This window comes from Oxalobacteraceae bacterium OTU3CINTB1, from assembly GCA_024123955.1.
Taxonomy (GTDB): Bacteria; Pseudomonadota; Gammaproteobacteria; order Burkholderiales; family Burkholderiaceae_D; genus Rugamonas.
Genome location: CP099652.1, coordinates 1,345,892 through 1,366,583, shown reverse-complemented (window position 1 = coordinate 1,366,583; position 20,692 = coordinate 1,345,892). Strand labels below are relative to the sequence as shown.

The following is a 20,692-nucleotide window of genomic DNA, read 5'->3' as shown; positions in this document are numbered from 1 at the left end:
TCTGCGGCTTTCTTATTCTGGTGACGGCACGGACGCGCCGCCGGTGTGCTCGCGCACGGCGGCCAGCAGGCTGTCCTTGGTAAAAGGTTTGGTCAGGTAGGCGGCCGAGCCGACCATCGCGCCGCGCGCGCGGTCAAACAGGCCGTCCTTGGAGGACAGCATCAGCACCGGCGTGGCATGGAATTTCGCGCTTTTTTTAATCAGGGCGCAGGTTTGGTAACCGTCCAGGCGCGGCATCAGGATGTCGCAAAACACCAGCGCCGGGTGGTGGTCGTTGATCTTGGCCAGGGCGTCGAAGCCGTCTTCGGCCAGCACCACCCGGTAGCCGGCCTGGCTCAGAAAAATCTCGGCCGATCGACGTATCGTGCTGCTATCGTCGATCACCATGATTTTCAGGGCCGAATCGGTCACATTGGCTTGCGGCGTGGTCGTCATAATCGAATCGCTGGGATGATGCTACACGATAGCATAGGCGGCGCGCCCGGCGCGCCTTGCTGGCGCCGGGCGCTCCCGGCCGGATAAAATCACCGTGCGCCGGCTTGTGTCAAATGGCGACCATCTCGAAATCGTCCTTGCGGGCGCCGCATTCCGGGCAGCTCCAGTTCATCGGCACGTCGGCCCAGCGGGTGCCGGGGGCGATGCCTTCGTCCGGGAGTCCGGCCTGCTCGTCGTAGATCCAGCCACAGATCAGGCACATCCAGGTCTGGAACTCCTGCGTTGTTTCATTGCTACTCACGTTCTGCCACCCTTCAATCAAGTAAAATGCTGAATTAGGTATCTTAATCTACCAGCCGTGCAAAACCAAACTTCTCCTCTCATATTAAGCTTCGGCGCTGCCGATCCGGCCGGCGCGATGGGCGTCCAGGCCGACCTGGCGGCTTTTTCGGCCCTCTCCTGCACCGGATTGGCGGTCACCACCGCGTTGCTGATCGGCGACAGCGCGCGCGTCGAGGACGTGCAGGAAATCGATCCGGACTGGGTTTCCGACCAGGCGCGCGTGGTCCTGGAGGACATGACCATGGCCGCCTTCAAGGTTGGCGCGCTGACCAACATCGAGCAGGTGGCGGCGATCGCCGAGATCCTGTCCGACTATCCGGACGCGCCGCTGATCCTCGATCCGTTCAGTTCCCGCCTGCCCGACCTGCCCGACGACGACGCCGAGGAACTGCTCACCGCCGTGCGCCAGCTGCTGGTGCCGCAGGCGACCCTGCTGATGCTGTCGCTGGTGGAACTGGGCCGGCTGGCCGAGACCTGGCGCGAAGGCGCCGAGGACACGCTCGAATCGGACGTCGAGCACCTGCTGGCCCTGGGCTGCGAATTCGTGCTCGTCACCGGCACCGCCGCCGGCACGCCGCAGGGCGACCCGACCTCGCCCAACATCCTGGCCAACACGCTGTTCGGCGCCGAGGGCATGGTCAGCCACGACGCCTGGCAACACCTGCCTGGTCCCTTCCTCGGCGCCGGCGGCACCTTGTCGGCGGCGATCACCGCCTTCATGGCGCGCGGCGCCGACGTGCCCGAGGCGGTGGCGGCGGCGCAGGAGTACACCGTCGGCGCGCTGGCGCACGCGCAGCGCTACGGCATGGGCAAGTTCGTGCCCAACCGCTTTTTCCATTTGCTGACCACGGCCGCCGACATGCAGTAATCGCCGACGCCGGCCGTCCCCACACCTGATATTGAAGATGCCAACATGACTACGAATACGCTCAACACCTCGAAAAACGACATCCTGTTCGAACGCGCCCAGAAAACCACGCCGGGCGGCGTCAACTCGCCGGTGCGCGCCTTCCGTTCGGTCGGCGGCACGCCGCGCTTCATCACCCGCGCCGAGGGCCCGTACTTCTGGGACGCCGACGACAAGCGCTATATCGACTACATCGGCTCCTGGGGCCCGGCCATCGTCGGCCACGCGCATCCGGAAGTGGTCAAGGCGGTGCAGGAGGCGGCCGCGCGCGGCCTGTCGTTCGGCGCGCCGACCGAAGGCGAAGTGCTGATGGCCGAGGAAATCTGCCGCCTGGTGCCGTCGATCGAGCAGGTGCGCCTGGTCTCGTCGGGCACCGAGGCGACCATGAGCGCGCTGCGCCTGGCGCGCGGCGCCACGGGCCGCGACAAGATCGTCAAGTTCGAAGGCTGCTACCACGGCCACGCCGATTCGCTGCTGGTCAAGGCGGGCAGCGGCCTGCTCACCTTCGGCAATCCGACGTCGGCCGGCGTGCCGGAGGACTTCGTCAAGCACACGCTGGTGCTGGACTATAACAACGTCGAGCAGCTGGAAGAGGCGTTCGCCTCGTTCGGCGACGACATCGCCTGCGTCATCGTCGAACCGGTGGCCGGCAATATGAACCTGATCAAGGCCAGCGAGGCCTTCCTGCAGGCGATGCGCGCGCTGTGCACCAAATACGGCTCCATTCTGATCTTCGACGAGGTGATGTGCGGCTTCCGCGTGGCGCTGGGCGGCGCGCAGGAACTGTACGGCATCAAGCCCGATCTGACGGCGCTGGGCAAGGTGATCGGCGGCGGCTTGCCGGTGGCGGCCTTCGGCGGCAGCGCCGAGTTGATGGGCAACATGGCGCCGCTGGGCGCCGTGTACCAAGCGGGCACGTTGTCGGGCAATCCGGTGGCCGTGGCGGCCGGGATGACGACGTTGAAGATCATCCAGGAGCCGGGCTTCTACGAGAAATTAAGCGCCACGGCGGCGCGTCTGGCGGCGGGATTGACCGAGGCGGCCAAAACGGCCGGCGTGGTGTTCTGCGCCGATTCGGTGGGCGGGATGTTCGGTTTGTATTTCAGCGAGACGCCGCCGAACAATTACGCCGAGATGATGGCCGGCGACCGCGCGCGCTTCAACACTTTCTTCCACGCGATGCTGGACGAGGGCGTGTATTTTGCGCCGGCCGCCTTCGAGGCGGGGTTCGTCTCGGCGCAGCACAGCGACGACGTGATCGACGAGACCATCGCGGCGGCGAGCCGGGTGTTCAAGCGCTTGGCAGCCTGATTCCGGAGGGGATCAGGTTTCGATCACACCTGTGTTGAAGTTGTACTCGAACAGATCCCCGTACCGGCCCCACTCGATGGCCACGCGCAGCGCGCGCTCGGCCTCCTCGTCGCTGAGCGTAAAGCGCAGCAGCTTGAGGAACAGCTCCTCCGGCAAATCCCCCGACTTGTCCTGCTTGAGCCCATGGCAGATGTACGCCACCAGCGGCACATGCTCCAACAACTGCGCCCCGAACATCGCCTGCCGCTCGGCGTTGGCCGCCACCGCGTAGCGCCCGCCCAGCTCCGTCAGCAGAATATCGCCGTTGGTCAGATAGGCGAATCCCAGCAAAATCAGCGCGTTGAGCACCTCCAGCAGCTCGGCGTCGGTCAGCTCGGTCTCCTCGGCCAGCTGCGGCAAATCGGCCCGCCCCGAGAACGGCTCCTCGGCCAGCAGCTCCAGTATCCCCTCCATGTGCGCGATGTTCGCCTGCGGCAGGCGGTCGCCCAGCTGCAGCTTGACCTCCTTCTCGCTGATCAAGCCGCGCCGTCCGGCCCCCGCCGTCATCAACTCGTACACCTGGTCGATCAGGTGACGCACCTCGGGCCCCTCCGCCTTGCGCGGCTGCGGCAGCGAAATCGGCAGCTCGGCCCGCACCCGTCCCGGATCGCTGGCGAAGATCAGCACCCGATCCGCCATCATCACCGCCTCCTCGATGTTGTGCGAAACGACCAGGATCGCCCTGGTCGGAATCCGCCCCGACTGCCACAGTTCCAGGATCTCCTCGCGCAGGCGCTCGCCGGTCAGCACGTCCAGCGCGGAAAACGCCTCGTCCATCAGCAGCACTTCCGGCTCCATCACCAGCGCGCGGGCGATGCCGACGCGCTGGCGCATGCCGCCGGACAGCTCGCGCGGCAGCGCGCCCTCGAAGCCCGACAGGCCGATCAAATCGATCACCTTCTCGGCGCGCTGCGCGCGCTCCGCCGCCGGCATGCCCTGCGCCTCCAGTCCTAGCTCGATATTCTTCTGCACCGTCAGCCACGGGAACAGCGCGAACGACTGGAACACCATGCGGATGCCGCGCGCCGTGCCGTACAAGGGCATTCCGCGATACAGCACCTGGCCGTCGTCGGCCGGAATCAGCCCCGCCATGATGCGCAGCATGGTCGATTTGCCCGAGCCGGACTGTCCCAGCAGCGCCACGATCTCGCCTTCGTGCAGGGTGAAGTCGACGCCCTGCAGCACCGCGCGCGCGGAGCCGTCGGCGGCGCGGAAGTGTTTGCCAACCGATTTCAATTCGACGATAGGTGTGCTCATGATCTGCCCTTCGATACTATTAATGCGACTAAAAATGCAGCCGGCTCTCGGCCAGCGTGTACAAACGGCGCCAGACGAAGTGGTTGAAGCCCATGACGAAGATGCACATCACGCCGATGCCCAGCGCGATGCGCGGAAAGTCGCCGGTGGCGGTCATCTCGGCGATGTAGCTGCCCAGTCCATGCGCCTTGACGGTGGTGCTGCCCCAACTGACGTATTCGGCCACGATGCTGGCGTTCCACGAGCCGCCCGACGCCGTGATGGCGCCGGTGACGAAGCTGGGGAAGATGGCCGGCAGCAGATAGCGCCGCCATTTGAGCCAACCGGTCAGGCCGAAGTTCTGCGCCGCGTGACGCAGCTCGGTCGGTATCGTCGAGGCGCCGGCGATCACATTAAACAGCAGGTACCACTGGGTGCCGAGGATCATCAGCGGCGACAGCCAGATGTCCGGATTCAGGTTGAAGCGCATGATCAGGATGACCGCCACCGGGAACACCAGGTTGGCCGGGAACGCGGCCAGGAACTGCGCCACCGCCTGGGTGCGCGAGGCCCAGCGCGGGTTCATGCCGATCCAGACGCCGACCGGCACCCAGATCACCGCCGCCAGCGCCAGCAGCAGCACCACGCGCAGCAAGGTGTAAAGCCCCAGCACGAACACGTGTCCGACCTCGCTCCAGCCAACCTCCGTGCTGATGAAATGCCCCAGGGTCCACAAGGCGTAGAACACCACGGCGGCGATGATCGCGTCCCACACCCGCTGGGCGCCGCGCGCCTGCGTGTGGCGGCGGGCGCGGATCGAGGTGCCGTCGTGCCCGAGGCGGAACAGCGCGATGGAGCGCGACAGCAGCTCGCCGCACCACGCCACCAGCGCCTGCGTGCGCTCGGTGCGGCGCAGCCACGTAAGCAGCCACGATTGCTGCGCCGTGTCGCCGCCGGTTTCCTCGAAGCGGAACTTGTCGGCCCACGCCAGCAAGGGCCGGAAGAACAGCTGGTCGTACATCAGCACCGCGATCAGCATGGCGAACACCGCCCAACCCATCGCGCCAAGGTCGCTGCGCTCGATCGCCAGCGCGATGTAAGAGCCGATGCCGGGCAGCTTGATATTCTGGTTGGAGACCGAGATCGCCTCCGACGCCACCACGAAGAACCAGCCGCCGGACATCGACATCATCATGTTCCACAACAGGCCGGGCATGGCGAACGGCAGCTCCAGGCGCCAGAAGCGCTGCCAGCCCGACAGCTGGGACACGCTGGCAGCCTCCGACAACTCGGCCGGCACGTTGCGGAAGCCCTGGTAGGCGGAGAAGGCCATGTTCCACGCCTGCGACGTGAAGATGGCAAAGATCGCCGCGCATTCCACGCCCAGCAGGTTGCCGGGGAACAGCGCGATGAAGGCCGTCACCGTGATCGACAGGAAGCCGAGGATGGGGATCGACTGCAGGATGTCGAGCAGCGGCACCAGCACCTTCTCGGCCAGCTTGTATTTGGTGGTGAGCGCGGCGAACACGCAGGCGAAGACCACGGACGCGCCCAACGCGATAAACATGCGCAAGGTGGTGCGCAGCAGATAGTAAGGCAGGTTGACCGGATCGAGCGACAGCGGCAGCGCCTGGCCAAGCTCGTAGGGCCGCGCCATCTGCTGGCCGCCGTAGGCCAGCAGCACGAACACGGCCAGCACGATGGGCAGCAGCGCCCAGTCCCAGCGGTTGCCGCCGGCCTCGACCACCTGGCGGGGGAAAAATTGGCGTTTCTTGTTCATGACTTATGGCCGGTAGAGTGTGACTGGCGGCCATTTTAAAGGAAACAGGTGTCAGCTCTATTACGGTTATGAAAGTTCATGAAGCGCTGGGCCATTTTTCAGAACACGGAAATTTCATAAATGACGAATCTGAGTGCACCGAGATGCACCCGACCGTGGATCGTCATAATCTGGCAATATTCCGTTGCACTACGACAACTCAATCATCATTTTCATCATTTTCTTGTGTTTCCACATGGAAATTATGTACAATCCCATCCAAGATGTGTTGAACCACCCAAACAAGAAAGTGAACCATGCCCCATAGCAAAGACTCCGTCCTGACCACGCGCGCCACCGCCGAGTTGCTCGGCGTCGCCGTCAGCACGGCCCAGCTATGGATAGAAAACGGCGCGATTCCATCGTGGAAGACGCCCGGCGGCCACCGCCGTGTGCGCCTGAGCGCGGTGCGCCGCCTGATGGAGCAGCGCAACGGCGATATCGCGCCGGCCGGGGCCGCCAAGCCCAAGGCCGCCAGCGGAGTCGAATTCCTGCCCGCCGCCGCGCCGCTGTACCCGGTCGCGCACGACGAAGCCGAACGCCTGCTGGCGCTCGACGCCGCGCGGCTGATCGACACGCCGCCGGAGTCGGTGTTCGACCGCCTGACGTGGCTGGCGAGCCAGGTCACCGACTCGCCGATGGCGCTGATCAGTTTGCTGACCTCGCGCCGCCAGTGGTTCAAATCGCGCATCGGCATCGACGCGAGCGAGACGCCGCGCGACTGGGCTTTCTGCAGCCACGCGATCTTGCAAAACGGCCTGTTCACTGTGGAGGACGCCACCCGCGATCCACGCTTCCAGGACAATCCGCTGGTCATCGGCGAACCCCATATTCGTTTTTACGCCGCCTTTCCCCTGCTCGACAGCGGCAACCATCCACTAGGCACCTTGTGCATCCTGGATCGGGAGCCGCGCAAACTCAGGGACCGCGAAGTGCGCTCGCTGCGCGAACTGGCGGCGCTGGCATCGGAAGAAATTCAGCGCCGCGTTCCGCGCTAAGAATAGCATCAACACGCGCCGCCCCCACCCCTGCCGGCGCGTTCAAAAGTTAAGTAATTTGGCAAATCAGTAGTTATGCATCCATCCGGCCTCGCCCAACTCTCGCGACAGCCAATAAAACGTCATTGTCGCCGCTTTGCGGTTCTGTTTCCCTCACCAGGCATACGCCGGATTTTGTGGAAACAATCAACATGTCCGGGAAAAAAATATTATGAACGCATTTAGGAAACTCAAAATCGGTACCCAACTAAGCTTGGGCTTTGGCATGCTGACCGCCTTCATGCTGATCCTCGCCGCCGTCTCCATCCTTGGCGTGTCGTCTATCGGCGCGGCCTTCAAGAAGCAAAACCAAATCAACGACGACCGCCTGGCGCCGCTATACGTAGCCCGCGAAGCGCTGGCGCAAACCGGCCTGGCCGCGCGCAACGCTTTTATTTTCAACGACGACGCGCAGGCGGCCAAGGAACTGGCCATCGTCGACGAACAGAAGGCCATCTATCTTGCCGCCGTGGAAAAAATGACCCCGGCCTTCGCCGGCGACGCCCAGTTCAACAAAGTCAAAACCGGCCTGCTGACGATGGCCGACGCGCTGAAGCAGCCGCGCAAACTGCGCGAAGCCAAGCAGATGGAAGCATTCGGCACCTTCCTGGTCAACGATTGCAGCCCATTGCGCCGCCAGATCGTCGCCGACATGGCGGTGCTGATGACCCAGGAGCAAAAGGAAGCGGCCGCCGCCAGCGACGAGTCCGAAGCCAGCGCCGCCACCGCGCGCAGCTGGACCATCGCGCTGACCATCGCCGCCTTCGTCCTGAGCGTGCTCATCGCCAGCCTGATCAAACGCGTGCTGCTCAAGCAACTGGGCGGCGAGCCGGCCTACGCCGCCGAGATCGCGATCCAGATCGCCGAGGGCGACCTGGCCGTCAACGTCAACGTCAAGGACGGCGACCACCACAGCCTGATTTACGCCATCAAGACCATGCGTGACAGCCTGGCGTCCATCGTCGGCCAGGTGCGCCAGGGTACGGACGCGATCGCCAGCGCCTCGTCCGAGATCGCCCACGGCAATGAAGACCTGTCGTCCCGCACCGCCACGCAAGCATCGTCGCTGGAAAAAGTCGCCACCGCGATGGAAGAACTGACCTCGACCGTGAAACAGAACGCCGACAATGCCCGGCAAGCCAATACCCTCGCCCAGACCGCCTCGTCGGTCTCCGAGCAAGGCGGCGAAGTCATGCAGCAAGTGACCGACACGATGGGCTCGATCAACGAATCGTCGAAGAAGATCGTCGACATCATTTCCGTCATCGACGGCATCGCCTTCCAGACCAACATCCTGGCGCTGAACGCGGCCGTCGAGGCGGCCCGCGCCGGTGAACAGGGCCGCGGCTTTGCCGTGGTGGCCACCGAGGTGCGCAACCTGGCCCAGCGCTCGGCCGCCGCCGCCAAGGAAATCAAGGCGCTGATCGACGACTCCGTCACCAAGGTCGGCACCGGGTCGGAACTGGTGCTCAAGGCAGGCACGACGATGCACGCGGTGGTCGACAGCGTCAAGCGCGTAACGGAGATCATGGGCGAAATCAGCGTCGCCAGCGCCGAGCAAAGCCACGGCATCGCTGAAGTGAGCAGCGCGATTGGCGAGATGGACGGCATGACGCAGCAAAACACCGCGCTGGTCGAAGAAGCGTCCGCCGCCGCCCAGGAATTGCAAGAGCAGGCGGCCAGCCTGCACGGCCTGGTCGGCCAGTTCAAGCTCGAAGGCGATCGCGGCCACGTCGCCGTGGCCCAGCCACGCGCCCAAACCAGCAAGGCAAGCGCCCGTCCAAGCCTGCGCCTGGCGCGCGGCTAACCCGGGGTCAAGTCTGTCATTCGGACACGAGGTGAGCGCTAGCGCCGTCAACGTGACGGCGCGCGCCTCGGGAAGTTACTTCAACCAGCCGCGCCGGCGGAAGTACCAGAACGGCGCGATGGCGCTGGTGACCATCAGCACGATGGCGAACGGATAGCCGAACGACCATTCCAGTTCCGGCAGCCATTTGAAGTTCATGCCGTAGATCGACGCGATCAGGGTCGGCGGCAGGAAGGCCACGCTGGCCACCGAGAAAATCTTGATGATCTTGTTCTGGTTAATGTTGATGAAGCCGACCGTGGCGTCCATCAGGAAGTTGATCTTGTCGAACAGGAAGGACGTGTGGCCGTCCAGCGATTCGATATCGCGCAGAATCTGGCGCGCCTCTTCGAACTGCTCGGAATTGAGCAAGCGTCCGCGCATCAAAAAACTGACGGCGCGCCGCGTATCCATCATGTTGCGGCGGATGCGGCCGTTCAAGTCTTCCTCGTGGGCGATGGAGTTCAGCGCGGCGGCCGCGTCCTGGTCGGTGAACTGTTCTTGCAGCACGCGGCCGCTGACCTCTTCCAGATTCTGATAGATGCCTTCGAGCGCGTCGGCCGAATATTCGGCGTCGGTCGCGTACAGGTCGAGCAGCACGTCCATGTAGTCGGCGATGGAACCGGGCCGCGAGCGGGCGCGCATGCGCACCAGGCGGAACACCGGCAAGTCGTCGGTGTGGACCGAGAACAGCATCTTGCGCGCCAGGATGAAGGCGACGGTGACGATGCGCGACGGGCCGTCCTCTTCTTCCAGCAGGAAGTCGGTGCGCAGGTGCAAGTCGCCGTTTTCCGCTTCGTAATAGCGGGCCGACGCCTCGATGTCCTTGACTTCGTCCTCGCCCGGCAAGGTCACGCCGTAGATGGCCTTGACCCATGCGCGTTCGTCGTCCGTCGGGTCGGTCAGGTCGACCCATACCGGCTCAACCTGTTCCAGGTCCGAGCGGCTGTCGATGGGCACCTGGTTGAGTCGGCCATTCTGGAGAACGAAAACATTGATCATGGGTACGCGAGCCTTCTGGAAACAGCGCAAGTGTACCCGCAAAGCCCCCGCCGAGGCCAGCCTGCGACGCGGTTTTTCGCCCTAGCGGGTCGCTTTTTCGATCATTTTATCGGTTGCCGACTGCGGGGCGGCCTCGGCCGGGTCCGGCTTGGGCGGTTTCGGCGCCTCGATGCCGCGCGTGTCGATGGATTTGACCACTTTGCCGTCCTTGCAGTCGACATCGGACAGCACGGTTTTGCCGTCGATGACGCATTTGCGCAGCACGCCGGCCGGCGCGGAGGGGGCGGCGTCGGCGTTGGCCGAACCCGGCGGCGCTGGCGGTTTGCCGGTCAGCCGGGCCAAACCCTCGGTGAAGAAATTACGCTCGTGGCGCGCCGACATCAGGAACGCCATCGCCACCGCCGCCAGCGCGGCCATGATGATGGCCACCTGGATCAACCCAAAACCGCTTTGCCGTTTTTGCATACGATACCTCCAGATGGGGCCAACGCTCCCTACGGCAGCTCCGCCGATCCCATGCGGCGCAGGATGACGCCGGTGCGCCGCGCCAGATAGCCGGAGTCGCGGTGCGTGTCGTAGAAGCGCGGATTCGGCAGCATCACCGCCAGCTTGGCCGCTTGCGACGCGCCCAGGTTGGCCGCGCTCACGCGGTAATAATGCTGCGCGGCCGCCTCGGCGCCGAAGATCCCCCTGCCGAACTCCACCACGTTAAGGTAGATCTCGAAGATGCGCTCTTTTTCCATCAACGTTTCCAGCATATAGGTGATGATCAGCTCCTGGCCCTTGCGCAGGTAGCTGCGCGAGCCGGACAGGAACAGGTTCTTCGCCAGCTGCTGCGTGATGGTCGAGCCGCCCGCCACCACCTTGCTCTTCTTGGTGTTTTTCTCGTAGGCTTTTTGCAGCGCCTCCCAGTCCACGCCCTGGTGCTCGGAGAAGTTGGCGTCTTCCGAGGCGATGATGGCGCGTTTCAGATTCTTGGAGATGCGGTTGTACGGCACCCAGACCTGCTTGATCTCGGCGTTGGGATTCTTTTCCCTCAACGCCGACTCCTGCTGGCGCATGAAGCTGGTGCGCGACGGATTGTGGTCGACCCACCACCAGATCTGCAGGAAAAAATACAGCTGCACCGCCACGAACAGCAGCACCGGCAGGATGAAGATCCACTTCAACCAAGCGAACTTGCGACCACCCTTGGCGGCGCTCATAGCTGGTCGCGCAGACGTTGCAGCACGTCGCCAGTGGCCGGATGCACGCCGCGCCAGACGCTGAACGCCTCGGCCGCCTGCTCCACCAGCATGCCCAGGCCGTCACGCAGCCGTGCGCCGTGTTGGGCGGCAAACTGCAAAAATACGGTGGGGGACTTTGAATACATCATGTCGAAAGCCAGCGAACCCGGCGCGAACACCGACGGCGATATCGGCGGCACTTCGGCGCTCAGGCTGGCGGCGGTGGCGTTGATGACGATGTCGAAGCGGCCGTCGATGTCGGCGAAACCGCAGCCCGACACCACGCCCTCGCCGCCCAGCGCGGCGAACTGTTCCGCCAGCGCCACGGCCGTGGCTACGGTGCGGTTGGCGATGACCAGCTGGGCCGGACGATGCTCCAGGATCGGCAGCACGACGCCGCGCGCCGCGCCGCCCGCGCCCAGCAACAGTACGCGCTTGCCGGTGATCGCCACCCCGGCGTTGCCGACGATGTCCGACACCAGGCCGGCGCCGTCGGTATTGTCGCCAATGATGCCGTCCTCTGTGAAGTGCAAGGTGTTGACGGCGCCGGCCGCCTGCGCGCGTATCGTCAGCGCGTTGGCGATCTTGACCGCCTCCAGCTTGAACGGCACGGTAACGTTGGCGCCTTTGCCGCCTTCGGCGATAAAGGCGTGCACCGCGGCGGCAAAGCCGTCCAGCGGCGCCAGCCGTTTTTCGTAGTGCAGATCTTGACCGGTCTGCGCCGCGTAGGCGGCATGTATCTCGGGCGATTTGCTGTGGGCAATCGGGTTGCCGAACACGCAATAGCGATCCATCGTCATCGTCCTCCGCCGCTCATGTCGGCTTGTAGTTTATCGTCGCGGGTAAATTTGAATGTCGTGACGATCACCCACAGATCGTCTTTGTCGGCCGACAGCATGTTCGGCGGGAATTTGCCGAACGGCGCCGCGCGGCGCACGATGTTGATGGCGGCGTCGTCCAGCGCGGCGTTGCCGGAGCTGCGGTCGACCTTGATGCCGCCTTCCTTGTCGTAAATCGTGCCGTCCTGGAAAACCGGGATCGACAACACCAGCTGGCCATACAGCTTGCGGCCGTTCTTCTGGGGGAAGTTCAGCGTACCGATATCTTCGATCCGCTTTTGCAGCGATTTGTAGTACATCGCGTAGCCAACCCCGCGCGTGCTCGGCGTGATGAAGGTTTTCTTCGGCCGCTTGTTCTGGTCTTCGATGGTTTCGCTGATCTCGGCGGCGCGGCGGGCGATCGCCTTGCTCGAGTCGAGCAGGTCGGCGCCGCTCGGCAGCGGATCGGGCGCGGTCTTTTCGGTCACCGGCGGCGCGTTGAACGGATCGGGCTTGGCGACGCGCGTCAGCAGGTTGCGCTGTCGTTCTTCGAGCTCGGCGATGCGGCGCTTGGAGGCTTTGATGCTTTCGCCGTCTTCGGTCTTGCGCATGTCCGGCAGCGGCGATTTCGAACGGCCTTTGTCGACGTTGCCGCCGCCGTCCAGGTTGGCTTGGGCCAGCGCCTCGGCCTTCAGCGGAGCTTTGCTGTGCTTGGCGTTGACCAGGATGACTTCCAGGCCGGGATCGGTGGGTTTGACCGGCGCCGGCGCCGGGGCGACAAAGCGCACAGCGAGCATGGCGGCGTGCGCAACCACCGAGATGCCGATGGCGATGTACAGGAAGCGGTTTTCTTTGAAGGATTTCACGCGGCGGGCTTCAGTTTCGTCGGTTCAAGGCGGTGGGCCAGGGCGGTGGCTGATTTTAACCGATTTACCACCCTCATCAGGCGGCGTTGCGGCGCAAGTTGAAGAAGGCGTTGACGGTCAGCCGCCCCGTATGCACGTCGTCGCGCAGCAGCGCGGGACTGTGGATGTCGGCGCTGTGCAGCACCGTGCCGTGGTAGAAGATGGCGCGGTTGAAAGCCGGCTGCGCGGTGTAGACCTTCTCAAAGTAACGGTCCGAGTCCACCGCGTAGCCGTCGCCGGCGCCGGTCAGCGCGGTAAATGCCTGGCGATCCAGCACGTCCGCTTGCAACACCATGTGCTCGAACTCGGCATCCGAACAGGTTTGCCGGAAGAAGCCGGTGCCGCCCAGGCGCGGGTCCTCGAACAGATACAGCACCATGGCGCCGGTGCCCGCCCGGTTGGGCTGGGGCACGGTGTCGAAGTGGCAGACGCGCTGCAAATTGCGCAACTGCGGCGGCTGCAGCGTGGCCAATGCCAGCCGCGTTGCCAGCATCGTGGTGCGGCGCGCGCCGAGCAGCTTGCGCACATGCTGGACCACGAACTGGTCGAAGGCCTGGGTCATCTCCGGCGTCAGGTTCAGTTCGGGGCCGGGAAAGTAGTTGTGGTCGGCATCGCTGAATTCCGCGCGCGAGCGGCTGGCCAGTTCGATCATCTTGCGCGGTTCCAGCAGCAAATCGTCGACGATGACCAGGGTTTCGTCGCCGTACAAGGGTACGACGCTGATCTTGGCGCGCGGATTGAACATCATGCGGCCGGCGGCTCGCTCGCTGTCGCCTCTTCCGCTGCCGCGCTCGCTTCGGCCGTGTTTTCCTCGGCGGCTTCGGGATCGTTGGCGTCGGCGGCAGGAATCGCCTCCTCTTCCTCGTAGTCCAGCTCGGCATCGGCGGCCACCGCGTCGGTGGTCGGAATTTCCAGGATGCGCGCTTCGATCGACAGGTCGACCTCGTCCCAGCGCAGGATGTCGATCTTGACCTGCGCGCCGCGCGCCACCGACGGCATGCCCGGCAGACGGATGATCAGTGGAATATCGACCAGGCGCAACACCTCGTCCTTGAGCACGACCGCTTCGACCTGGCGGGCGTTTTCCTGGCCCAGCCAGCGCAGGCACCAGTAGCGTTCCATGTTCGACTGGTGGTCGCCGTAGGCCGCGTAGGCCGCGTCGAACTGCGACACGATGGCGAACAGCGCCGAATCCTTCGGCTTGAACGGCGCCACCAGCGGCGCCGTCACGCCGTGCTCGGCGCACGCGAGGATTTGCCACTGATTGACCAGATCGGTATAGCGGCGCAATGGCGACGTGCTCCATGCGTACTGGTCGACACCGAGGCCCTGGTGCGGCGCGGCATGCGTCACCATGCGCACCTGCATCTTGGCGGCCCAGCCGCCGACGCCCTGGCCCTGGCTGCGGTAGATGCCCGGCACGCCGTGGTCGTGCATCAGCTTGCCCCAGGTGCTGTTGGCGAAGATCATCAGCTCGGCGACGATCTTGTCCAGCGGCGCGCCGCGCTTGCGGCGGCTGACGGTGACGATGTCGTTCTCGACGTAGAAGTTGAAATCGACGCGGTTGTTCTGTTCCGGCTTGAGGCCGAAGCCTTCGCGCTTGACCATGCGCGCCGCCTCCAGCACCTGCGCCCACTGCCAGATCAGGCCCAGCTCTTCCTTGTGGGGGTACTCGCCCTCGCCGCTGGCCAGGGTTTCCTCGTTGACCAGATCGTCCAGGTCGTTGTGGCGCAGATTGCTTTCGATCGGCACCATCTCGGCGCGCGTCTCGGTGGCGATCACCGACCAGTCGGCCGGGTTCAGGGTCGCGTACAGCGACAACGCCGGGCAGGTTTTGCCTTCGGCCAGGGTGAACGCTTCGACGATCGAATCCGGCAGCATGGTGATCTTATCGCCCGGCATGTACACGGTGGACATGCGCGCGCGCGCCATCTTGTCGACCGCGTCGTCCGGCTTGATGCCCAGGCCCGGCGCGGCGATGTGGATGCCGATCTTGACGTTGCCATCGGCCAGCCTGGTGACCGAAAACGCGTCGTCGATCTCGGTGGTGGTGACGTCGTCGATCGAGAACGCCTTGACGTCGGCCAGCGGCAGCTTGGTCGGCACCGCCGGCACCGGCACATCCGGGAAACCGGCGCCGCGCGGGAAGCTCTCGAACAGGAATTTGGCCATGTGCAGCGCCTTCGGCGACTCCACGCCGCCGACGGCCAGCATCAAACGCTGCGGATTGGTGTGCAATTCATTGCAAGCCGCTTCCATCGCCTTGTATTCGATCGCATTCTTGTCCGGCTTGAACAGCAGTTGCATGACGATGTTTTTCATCGTTTCCGGCAACTTGTTGGCTTTCAGCTCTTCGACATACTGGGCCTGGACCAGCGCCTGCTGTTTCTTTTTCTCGATACCGGCCTGCGCCGCGCGCAAGGATTGCTCCGGCGCGGCCTTGTAGCGGCCACGGCCCTTCTTGTAGAAATAGATCGGCGCGGAGTGCAGGCTCAGGATCAGACCGGCCGCTTCGGCCGGCAGCGGCGCGTGGCCGAAGTACTCGGCGCCCAGCTCGGCAAAGCCGAACTCCTCCTCGCCCGCCACTTCCCACAGGAAGTCGAGGTCGATCTCGGCGGCAACGGCCTTGGCCTGTTCCATCAAATCCGTCGGCGACGGCTTCTCGTACTGCAGCAGCACGTCCTTGATCTTGACCTTGCTGCGCTTGCCGCTGGCCATCTCCACCTGATAGGCCTCGCCTGCTTGCGACATCATGGTCCCGACCTTGAAATCGCCGGATTCTTCGAAAAATAGATTCATTGCTCGCTTCTGTTCGTTGTTTATTCGTTATGACTGCGCAGGGCCAGCACGGAAGGCAGAAACACTTCCGTGACCAGCAGAGTACCCTGACGGCGCCGATATAAACAGCGCCGTGCATATAATATGCGCTCTTGCGGAGGCGCCTCGTTTTGAAGGAAAAGGGCCGCCGCCGCGCGCTGCGCCAACGGATGCCCTTCCCGCAATCTTGCAAATTCCAAAACGCCGCGCCGCACTAGCGGGTCACCAAACAAGGTCGTCCCCAGCGAGCGCTCGCCCAGCGCGCTAAATAAAGGCCAATCGGCCGCCGTGGCCGACATCGGCACCACCGTGTGCGCGAAGACCACGGGCGTATTATCACACCGCAGCAGCACTTCCCTCTCCCACACGCGGCCGGGGCGGTGCAGGCCGATCACGGCGGCCTCGTCGGACAGGCAGCGGGCCACGCGCTGATGCAGGCACTGCACGCGGAAAGTCTGGCTGTGATCCTTCAGTCTGGCGGTCAAGGAGCCGCCTTCCGTCAGCCACGGACGCAACGACGGCGGCGCGTTCAAGCCCAGCACATGCGGCTGCCATCGGGTCTGTCGCAGGGAAGCGCCACGGGTGGGCGACGACAACCGCCTCAACGGCCGGCCTCGACGCCGCAAAACGCCAGCACCGCATCCACATACTCGGGAAATTCGGAAATGCCATGGTCGCTGCCGTCGATCACGTGCTGGCGCGCGCCCGCATAATGCTTGACCATGTCGCGATAGTCCAGCACTTCGTCGCCGGTGGCGGCGATCAGGAAATAGCGCTCGGGGCGGGTGACCGGATCGATCGCCAGCGCGCGCAACTCGTCGATATATTCACGCTTGAACTCGAACGGCTCGTCGGAATGGAATTGCGTTGTCACGCCGACATGCTTGTCCAGATCCTGCAACGGCACGATGGCCGGATTCAGTAACACGGCGCGGCAGCCGATGCGCTCCGCCAGCCAGGTGGCGTAGTAGCCGCCCAGCGAGGAGCCGATGATACTCAACTCCTCCGCCGGCACGCCCGCTATTAAAGAGAGCGCCAATTCCATCGCCAGCTTCGGCGACGCCGGCAGTTGCGGGCAGACCAGCTGGTCCGACAGACCCAGTTCGGCCATGCGCTCGCTGATCACGCGCCCCTTCATCGACTGCGGCGACGAGCGGAATCCGTGTAGATAAAGAATCATCGCGCCAGCGCTTCCAGGATTTTGTTGTGCACGCCGCCGAAGCCGCCGTTGCTCATCACAATGATCTGGTCGCCCGGCCGGGCGGCCTTGACGATGGCTTCGACCAGCGCGTCGATGTCCTCGTAGGCGCTGGCGATATTGCCCAGCGGCGCCAGCGCGTCGCCCAGGCTCCAGCCCAGCGCCTGCTGGCTGCCGAAGCCGAACACCAGATCGGCATCGCTCAGGCTGCCCGGCAGCGCATCCTTCATCGCGCCCAGCTTCATCGTGTTCGAGCGCGGTTCGAGCACGGCCAGGATGCGGGTATCTTTGCCCACCTTCTGGCGCAGGCCGCCGACGGTGGTGGCGATCGCGGTCGGATGGTGGGCGAAGTCGTCGAACACGGTGATGTCGTTGACGGTGCCGCGCACTTCCATGCGGCGCTTGACGTTCTCGAACGTCGCCAGCGACTTGGCCGCCTGCGCGACCGGCACGCCGACGTGGCGGGCGGCGGCGATCGCGGCCAGCGCGTTGGCGCGGTTGTGCTTGCCGGTCAGGTTCCACTCGACCTTGCCGACCGTTTCACCGCCGAAAATGACGTCGAAGCTGCCGTCATCGTATTCGTTCATCGCCCATTCGGCGCCGTCGGTTTCACCCTTGCCGGCGAAGCTTTCCTTCTCGCTCCAGCAACCGCGCTTGAGCACGCGCTGCAGCGACGCCTCGTCGCCGTTGTAGATGACGCGGCCGATGCCCGGCACCGTGCGCACCAGATGATGGAATTGCGTCTCGATGGCGCCCAGGTCGGGGAAGATGTCGGCGTGATCGTATTCCAGATTGTTCAGGATCGCGGTCTTGGCGTGGTAGTGGACGAACTTGCTGCGCTTGTCGAAGAAGGCGGTGTCGTACTCGTCGGCCTCGATGACGAAGAAGATCGAGTCTTTGTCGCCTTGCATGCGGGCCGAGACGCCAAAGTTCAGCGGCACGCCGCCGATCAGGAAACCGGGCGCGTAGCCGGCGTCTTCCAGTATCCAGGTCAGCATGGCCGAGGTGGTGGTCTTGCCGTGCGTGCCGGCCACGGCCAGCACCCAGCGGTCCCTTAATATATGTTCGCCCATCCACTGCGGGCCGGAAACGTATGGCAGGCCGCGATTCAGAATCTCTTCGATCAGCGGATTGCCGCGCGAGACCACGTTGCCGATCACATACAGGTCGGGATTGAGCGCGGTTTGTTCCGGGCCGAAGCCCTGTATCAGTTCTATGCCCTGGGATTCCAGCTGGGTGCTCATCGGCGGATAAACGTTGGCGTCGCAGCCGGTCACGCGGTGGCCCGCCTCTTTCGCCAGGACCGCCAGGCCGCCCATGAAGGTGCCGCAAATACCGAGAATATGAATATGCATAGTGTGTAACAGGATCGATCCGCGCAAGTGAATACGCGATTTTACCTGAGCCGACGCCGAATTCCCGGTTCAGAGTATTATCTCGTCCATGACGCCGAATGTTATCGAAGAAGTCCTGCTGCTCCGCGCCGAGATCGCCGCCGCCGCCGCGCGCCTGATCGCGCAGGACGGCGCCGACTACAACGCCGCCAAGCGCAAGGCCGCCAAACAAATCCTCGGCGACACGCAACCGCCGCCGAACCTGCTGCCGGACCACGCGCAGATCGAAGAGGAAGTACGCATCTACCAATCGCTGTTCCATGCGGACACCCAGCCGGCGCGCCTGTTCCGGCTGCGCACCCTGGCGGTGGACATCATGGAAGGCCTGGCCGCGTTCCACCCGTTCCTGACCGGCGCCGTCCTCAACGGCACCGCCGGTGCGCACGACGACATCCATCTGCAATTGTTCGCCGACAGCGCCAAGGAAGTGGAAATCTTTCTGCTGAACCGTAATTTACAAATCGACATCTCCGAAACGCCGCACTTCAAAGGCCCGCGCTACGATCCGGTCGAGACGGTCAGCTTCATGTGGCACAAGGAAGGCGTCCACGCCGCTTTATATGAGCTGGACGATTTGCGCGGCGCGGTCAAAACCCGTGGCGACAAGCTGGTGCGCGCCGATATCGCCGCCGTGCGCGCGCTATTAGTTAGTAGTACCCACGACGAAAACCCCAACCCGAACCCCGATCATGAATAAAAAACATCTGGCCGCCTATGTCGGCGTCGCCCTCCTGTTCGCCGCATCCGGCGCCTGGGTCGGCTTTAATAAACAAAACGCCGCACCGATCACCACCACCGCGCCAGCCGGCGTGACCGGGCCGGTGGGCGCGCTGTACGCGCAAACGCTGCCGGACGCCAAAGGCGCGCCGACCGCGCTGGCCCAATATAAAGGCAAGGCGATGCTGGTCAATTTCTGGGCGCCATGGTGCGCGCCGTGCGTGCAGGAGATGCCGGAACTGTCCGAGCTGGCCTCCGGAGAAGCGGGTAAGAATCTGCAAGTTATCGGCATCGGTATTGATTCGCCGTCGAATATCGCCGCTTTTAGCGACAAATACAAAATCACCTACCCGGTGCTGGTGGCCGGCACGAGCGGCACCGACCTGTCGCGGCAGTTCGGCAACACCGGCGGCGGCCTGCCGTACACGGTGCTGATCGGCGCCGACGGCCAAGTCAAGAAGACCTATCTGGGCCGCCTGAAATTCGACGAGCTGCGTAAGGACCTTGAAACTCTTTAACAAGATTCAGGCGTTTTTTTCTCTTGCCAATGCCAGCAGTTGGCGGCAAAATGCGGAACTTTCGCGGAAAACGGTCTAGAACCATGGCAAAAAAGCTTCTACTTCTCAACGGTCCCAACCTTAATTTACTGGGCACCCGCGAGCCGGAGGTGTACGGCGCCAGTACGCTGGCCGATGTGGAGCAAGCCGCCGTGGCGCAGGCCGAGGCGGCCGGTGCGACACTGTCCTGCTTCCAGAGCAACCACGAAGGCGCGCTGATCGACCGCATCCACGCAGCCAGGACGGAAGGCGTGGACGCCATCGTCATCAATCCGGGTGGGTTGACCCATACCAGCGTTGCCCTGCGCGATGCCTTGGCGGGCGTGTCCATTCCGTTTGTGGAAGTGCATATTTCCAATATTTACCAGCGCGAGTCGTTTCGCCACCATTCTTTCCTGAGCGCGATCGCACTAGGCACGATCTGCGGACTGGGTATCGAAGGATATCGGTTTGCCATCGACTTCGCCATTAAAAGGCGTTAATCTACGCGATCTGCGCGCAAACTTAGGCAACTAAGCGCGGTTTCGCCCACGAGGCGCGGCCGTTCACACTTTACATAACAAGATATTCCGGGGGTTACATGGATCTACGCAAGCTGAAGACCTTGATTGATTTGGTCGCGGAGTCGGACATCGCCGAGCTCGAAGTGACCGAAGGCGAGAGCAAAGTCCGCATCGTCAAATCGTCGGCCCTGCCGCAAAACCAGATGGTGATGATGCAGCCGCAAGGCATGCAGCCGCAGTACCACGCAGCTCCCGCGCCAGCCGCCGCGCCGGCCGCAGCAGCGGCTCCGGCCGTCGCCGCCGAGCCAACCGGCCACATCGTCAAATCGCCGATGGTCGGCACTTTCTATCGTTCGTCGGCGCCAGGTTCGGCCGCGTACGTCGAAGTGGGCGCCGTCGTCAAGGAAGGCGACACCCTGTGCATTATCGAAGCAATGAAACTGTTGAATGAAATCGATGCCGACAAATCCGGCACGATCACCCAGATTCTGGTCGAGAACGGCCAACCGGTCGAATTCGGCCAACCGCTGTTTGTGATAGGCTAAGTCCGGTTCGCGCCCTCCCCTTCGGTGACGGGCGCGCC

At 63.8% G+C, this 20,692-nt stretch carries 22 protein-coding genes; 8 read left to right on the top strand and 14 right to left on the bottom strand.

All coding sequences use genetic code 11. The annotated features are described in order from the left end of the window. Positions 1-12: 12 nt before the first annotated feature. Both NHH73_05855 and NHH73_05850 read right to left on the bottom strand, forming a co-directional pair. Complete coding sequence (locus NHH73_05855) at positions 13-435, bottom strand: response regulator (GenBank protein ID USX27810.1); 423 nt, start codon at positions 433-435, stop codon at positions 13-15. Between the two features lie 109 nt (positions 436-544). Further along, on the bottom strand, positions 545-697 hold the full coding sequence (locus NHH73_05850) for a rubredoxin (GenBank protein ID USX29567.1): 153 nt from the start codon (positions 695-697) through the stop codon (positions 545-547). A 96-nt stretch (positions 698-793) separates the two neighbouring features. Between NHH73_05850 and NHH73_05845 the strand changes: the two genes are divergently transcribed. After that, positions 794-1,645, top strand: coding sequence for a hydroxymethylpyrimidine/phosphomethylpyrimidine kinase (locus tag NHH73_05845; protein USX27809.1), 852 nt, complete (start codon positions 794-796; stop codon positions 1,643-1,645). Between the two features lie 45 nt (positions 1,646-1,690). Beyond that, complete coding sequence (gene hemL / locus NHH73_05840) at positions 1,691-2,995, top strand: glutamate-1-semialdehyde 2,1-aminomutase (GenBank protein USX27808.1); 1,305 nt, start codon at positions 1,691-1,693, stop codon at positions 2,993-2,995. Between the two features lie 12 nt (positions 2,996-3,007). Here the strand turns inward: hemL and NHH73_05835 are convergent, their stop codons facing one another. Both NHH73_05835 and NHH73_05830 read right to left on the bottom strand, forming a co-directional pair. After that, a complete protein-coding gene (locus NHH73_05835; protein ID USX27807.1) occupies positions 3,008-4,291 on the bottom strand; it encodes a nitrate/sulfonate/bicarbonate ABC transporter ATP-binding protein in 1,284 nt (427 codons plus the stop codon). A gap of 28 nt (positions 4,292-4,319) precedes the next feature. Next, complete coding sequence (locus tag NHH73_05830; protein ID USX27806.1) at positions 4,320-6,050, bottom strand: ABC transporter permease subunit; 1,731 nt, start codon at positions 6,048-6,050, stop codon at positions 4,320-4,322. Positions 6,051-6,346: 296 nt separating this feature from the next. Here NHH73_05830 and NHH73_05825 point away from each other — a divergent pair, with 296 nt between their 5' ends. Then, positions 6,347-7,087: an excisionase family DNA-binding protein gene (locus tag NHH73_05825; protein USX27805.1), complete on the top strand. Its 741-nt coding sequence runs from the start codon at positions 6,347-6,349 to the stop codon at positions 7,085-7,087. A gap of 211 nt (positions 7,088-7,298) precedes the next feature. After that, positions 7,299-8,933 carry a methyl-accepting chemotaxis protein gene (locus tag NHH73_05820; GenBank protein ID USX27804.1) on the top strand — a complete coding sequence of 545 codons (1,635 nt, stop codon included), beginning with the start codon at positions 7,299-7,301 and terminating at the stop codon, positions 8,931-8,933. Positions 8,934-9,008: 75 nt separating this feature from the next. Here the strand turns inward: NHH73_05820 and corA are convergent, their stop codons facing one another. The 10 genes from corA to mpl form a co-directional block, all read right to left on the bottom strand. Beyond that, positions 9,009-9,974, bottom strand: coding sequence for a magnesium/cobalt transporter CorA (gene corA, locus NHH73_05815; protein ID USX27803.1), 966 nt, complete (start codon positions 9,972-9,974; stop codon positions 9,009-9,011). Between the two features lie 81 nt (positions 9,975-10,055). Next, positions 10,056-10,439, bottom strand: coding sequence for a DUF4124 domain-containing protein (locus NHH73_05810; GenBank protein USX27802.1), 384 nt, complete (start codon positions 10,437-10,439; stop codon positions 10,056-10,058). Positions 10,440-10,468: 29 nt separating this feature from the next. Next, positions 10,469-11,179: a monofunctional biosynthetic peptidoglycan transglycosylase gene (mtgA, locus tag NHH73_05805; GenBank protein USX27801.1), complete on the bottom strand. Its 711-nt coding sequence runs from the start codon at positions 11,177-11,179 to the stop codon at positions 10,469-10,471. After that, entirely contained in the window at positions 11,176-11,994 is an 819-nt protein-coding gene (aroE, locus tag NHH73_05800) for a shikimate dehydrogenase (protein ID USX29566.1), read from the bottom strand. Before aroE ends, mtgA begins: the two co-directional genes overlap by 4 nt. Before the next feature lie 2 nt (positions 11,995-11,996). Then, positions 11,997-12,884, bottom strand: a complete 888-nt coding sequence (locus NHH73_05795) for a TonB family protein (GenBank protein USX27800.1) — start codon at positions 12,882-12,884, stop codon at positions 11,997-11,999. A gap of 76 nt (positions 12,885-12,960) precedes the next feature. Then, a complete protein-coding gene (locus NHH73_05790) occupies positions 12,961-13,671 on the bottom strand; it encodes a DUF6445 family protein (GenBank protein ID USX27799.1) in 711 nt (236 codons plus the stop codon). Then, positions 13,668-15,722 (bottom strand): RNB domain-containing ribonuclease, encoded by a 2,055-nt coding sequence (locus NHH73_05785; protein USX27798.1) that lies wholly within the window; start codon positions 15,720-15,722, stop codon positions 13,668-13,670. The genes NHH73_05790 and NHH73_05785 overlap by 4 nt, the downstream gene beginning before the upstream one ends. A gap of 20 nt (positions 15,723-15,742) precedes the next feature. Beyond that, positions 15,743-16,282: a chorismate lyase gene (locus NHH73_05780; protein USX27797.1), complete on the bottom strand. Its 540-nt coding sequence runs from the start codon at positions 16,280-16,282 to the stop codon at positions 15,743-15,745. A gap of 59 nt (positions 16,283-16,341) precedes the next feature. Then, positions 16,342-16,920 (bottom strand): esterase, encoded by a 579-nt coding sequence (locus NHH73_05775; protein USX27796.1) that lies wholly within the window; start codon positions 16,918-16,920, stop codon positions 16,342-16,344. Next, the gene (gene mpl, locus NHH73_05770) at positions 16,917-18,257 is read right to left on the bottom strand and encodes a UDP-N-acetylmuramate:L-alanyl-gamma-D-glutamyl-meso-diaminopimelate ligase (GenBank protein ID USX29565.1); all 1,341 of its coding nucleotides are present in this window, start codon (positions 18,255-18,257) and stop codon (positions 16,917-16,919) included. The genes NHH73_05775 and mpl overlap by 4 nt, the downstream gene beginning before the upstream one ends. Before the next feature lie 124 nt (positions 18,258-18,381). On the opposite strand from mpl, the gene NHH73_05765 reads away from it, so the two are divergent. The 4 genes from NHH73_05765 (at position 18,382) to accB (ending at position 20,654) form a co-directional block, all read left to right on the top strand. Then, complete coding sequence (locus NHH73_05765) at positions 18,382-19,029, top strand: hypothetical protein (protein ID USX27795.1); 648 nt, start codon at positions 18,382-18,384, stop codon at positions 19,027-19,029. Further along, the gene (locus NHH73_05760; GenBank protein ID USX27794.1) at positions 19,022-19,567 is read left to right on the top strand and encodes a TlpA family protein disulfide reductase; all 546 of its coding nucleotides are present in this window, start codon (positions 19,022-19,024) and stop codon (positions 19,565-19,567) included. The genes NHH73_05765 and NHH73_05760 overlap by 8 nt, the downstream gene beginning before the upstream one ends. Positions 19,568-19,650: 83 nt before the next feature. Further along, positions 19,651-20,088, top strand: coding sequence for a type II 3-dehydroquinate dehydratase (gene aroQ / locus NHH73_05755; protein USX27793.1), 438 nt, complete (start codon positions 19,651-19,653; stop codon positions 20,086-20,088). A gap of 98 nt (positions 20,089-20,186) precedes the next feature. Beyond that, positions 20,187-20,654 (top strand): acetyl-CoA carboxylase biotin carboxyl carrier protein, encoded by a 468-nt coding sequence (gene accB, locus NHH73_05750; protein USX27792.1) that lies wholly within the window; start codon positions 20,187-20,189, stop codon positions 20,652-20,654. Positions 20,655-20,692 lie beyond the last annotated feature (38 nt).

Bases quoted from the DNA above. Each gene is read 5' to 3' on its own strand.
- NHH73_05775 (USX27796.1), bottom strand. From the start codon at position 16,920: ATGATTCTTTATCTACACGGATTCCGCTCGTCGCCGCAGTCGATGAAG.
- NHH73_05810 (USX27802.1), bottom strand. From the start codon at position 10,439: ATGCAAAAACGGCAAAGCGGTTTTGGGTTGATCCAGGTGGCCATCATC.
- NHH73_05850 (USX29567.1), bottom strand. From the start codon at position 697: ATGTGCCTGATCTGTGGCTGGATCTACGACGAGCAGGCCGGACTCCCG.
- NHH73_05760 (USX27794.1), top strand. From the start codon at position 19,022: ATGAATAAAAAACATCTGGCCGCCTATGTCGGCGTCGCCCTCCTGTTC.
- corA (USX27803.1), bottom strand. From the start codon at position 9,974: ATGATCAATGTTTTCGTTCTCCAGAATGGCCGACTCAACCAGGTGCCC.
- NHH73_05765 (USX27795.1), top strand. From the start codon at position 18,382: ATGACGCCGAATGTTATCGAAGAAGTCCTGCTGCTCCGCGCCGAGATC.
- aroE (USX29566.1), bottom strand. From the start codon at position 11,994: ATGGATCGCTATTGCGTGTTCGGCAACCCGATTGCCCACAGCAAATCG.
- mtgA (USX27801.1), bottom strand. From the start codon at position 11,179: ATGAGCGCCGCCAAGGGTGGTCGCAAGTTCGCTTGGTTGAAGTGGATC.
- NHH73_05835 (USX27807.1), bottom strand. From the start codon at position 4,291: ATGAGCACACCTATCGTCGAATTGAAATCGGTTGGCAAACACTTCCGC.
- accB (USX27792.1), top strand. From the start codon at position 20,187: ATGGATCTACGCAAGCTGAAGACCTTGATTGATTTGGTCGCGGAGTCG.
- hemL (USX27808.1), top strand. From the start codon at position 1,691: ATGACTACGAATACGCTCAACACCTCGAAAAACGACATCCTGTTCGAA.
- NHH73_05785 (USX27798.1), bottom strand. From the start codon at position 15,722: ATGAATCTATTTTTCGAAGAATCCGGCGATTTCAAGGTCGGGACCATG.
- NHH73_05830 (USX27806.1), bottom strand. From the start codon at position 6,050: ATGAACAAGAAACGCCAATTTTTCCCCCGCCAGGTGGTCGAGGCCGGC.
- NHH73_05790 (USX27799.1), bottom strand. From the start codon at position 13,671: ATGATGTTCAATCCGCGCGCCAAGATCAGCGTCGTACCCTTGTACGGC.
- NHH73_05825 (USX27805.1), top strand. From the start codon at position 6,347: ATGCCCCATAGCAAAGACTCCGTCCTGACCACGCGCGCCACCGCCGAG.
- mpl (USX29565.1), bottom strand. From the start codon at position 18,257: ATGGGCGGCCTGGCGGTCCTGGCGAAAGAGGCGGGCCACCGCGTGACC.
- NHH73_05855 (USX27810.1), bottom strand. From the start codon at position 435: ATGACGACCACGCCGCAAGCCAATGTGACCGATTCGGCCCTGAAAATC.
- NHH73_05820 (USX27804.1), top strand. From the start codon at position 7,299: ATGAACGCATTTAGGAAACTCAAAATCGGTACCCAACTAAGCTTGGGC.
- aroQ (USX27793.1), top strand. From the start codon at position 19,651: ATGGCAAAAAAGCTTCTACTTCTCAACGGTCCCAACCTTAATTTACTG.